The 1169-nt window shown below is 41.6% G+C and carries 2 protein-coding genes and 2 pseudogenes; 3 read left to right on the top strand and 1 reads right to left on the bottom strand.

Features of this window, described 5'->3' with window-relative positions:
• The 3 genes and pseudogenes from DZ54_RS24560 to DZ54_RS26995 all read left to right on the top strand — a co-directional run.
• Positions 1-190 (top strand): annotated as a pseudogene (locus tag DZ54_RS24560) (IS1634 family transposase); the annotation flags it as partial.
• Between the two features lie 47 nt (positions 191-237).
• Entirely contained in the window at positions 238-474 is a 237-nt protein-coding gene (locus DZ54_RS0117225) for a hypothetical protein (RefSeq protein ID WP_025675458.1), read from the top strand.
• 81 nt (positions 475-555) lie between these two features.
• Positions 556-684, top strand: coding sequence for a hypothetical protein (locus DZ54_RS26995; protein WP_276202087.1), 129 nt, complete (start codon positions 556-558; stop codon positions 682-684).
• Positions 685-1012: 328 nt separating this feature from the next.
• Here the strand turns inward: DZ54_RS26995 and DZ54_RS25095 are convergent.
• Positions 1013-1169: pseudogene (locus tag DZ54_RS25095) on the bottom strand (IS256 family transposase); the annotation flags it as partial.

Genomic DNA, 1169 nt, shown 5'->3' with positions numbered 1-1169 from the left:
AGAAGCGTTCTTCCCAAGCATGGTGAAGAACAAAACAACGACTAAACCGACGGCACGTTGGGTATTCTTAAAATTTGAAGGGATCGATACACTCGAATTCGGTGGTCAGAGCTTCATAACCGGTGTACGAGAACACCAACGACGATTGCTGAAACTATTGGGTCAGTTATACGAAACGGTTTATTCCTAAATTAGGTGCGGAAACTCGGTTATATCAATCAAGACAAAGATTCTCTTATGGAAGAAGTGATTTTCTGTAAAGGTGGTAAAGCATATGCAGGTATGTCGCCTAGAAAGTATGAAATGACAACGAAGAACGATGAAAAGCTCGTTGTGCTAAAGTCAAACGGTGCATTTACTTTTAAAGTATCGGCTGATAACAAAGAGTTATTCCCTGTTGATAATTTCACCAAAAATTGGTTTACAGAAAAAACACTTCTTTTAGATAGTAATCGAACAGATACTTGTAAATAGAAGAGATCATCGTCGTTCACGGTGAGGTAGTGTTAAGAGTTCTGTGTCATTTCGTTAGGCTGTATCAAAAAGGGATGACACATGACCAAACCAACATTCGATATGGATGCCGCCTTGCAAGCTTTGCGTGAAGGTAAAGATCTCACCGGTAAGGATGGCATTTTAACACTACCGACGTTGTTTCCTAAATCATTGAACTTATCACTCTAGCGAGGCGTTGTTGAACAAATCATTCACCTAGCGCACTGTTCCCAGAGGAATATATCCTATCGCTCAACTCGGTAACTAACAAGCATACCGAGTCTTATGACTTTGTTCATCGCTTTCACGTTGGCCAATGCTTCGCCAGCTTGTGCATCGTAAATCTCAATTACGATGCAGATACCAAAGCACAATGGAAACAGAACCGGGATGCAATGATCTGGTAGAGAGATAAAAGCTGGCTGATATTAACGGATCAGAGGAGAGTCAATGAAAGTGATTCTGTGATGGTCTTGTCAGCAGAAGAGGGTGTTCAATATTCTGTGTCAGCTAAAAATCATAGCGCGATGTGATCATCCAGTCGACCCTCAAAATGGATTGCCAACTGCGACAGTGTGAGGTTCCAATTCTGCACCGGATGTGTCCATCGCTCAGACGCTTTTAGTATCCCTGCATACAATTAATTTCAGCAAACTATTTTCGTTTGGAAAGCC

Source organism: Salinivibrio socompensis S35 (assembly GCF_000513715.1).
GTDB lineage: Bacteria > Pseudomonadota > Gammaproteobacteria > Enterobacterales > Vibrionaceae > Salinivibrio > Salinivibrio socompensis.
Note: the sequence above shows the minus strand (reverse complement) of the source record. Positions and strands in the feature narration are given on the sequence as shown.

Coding starts and splice junctions, on each gene's coding strand:
- DZ54_RS0117225 (WP_025675458.1), top strand. CDS start 238: ATGGAAGAAGTGATTTTCTGTAAAGGTGGTAAAGCATATGCAGGTATG.
- DZ54_RS26995 (WP_276202087.1), top strand. CDS start 556: ATGACCAAACCAACATTCGATATGGATGCCGCCTTGCAAGCTTTGCGT.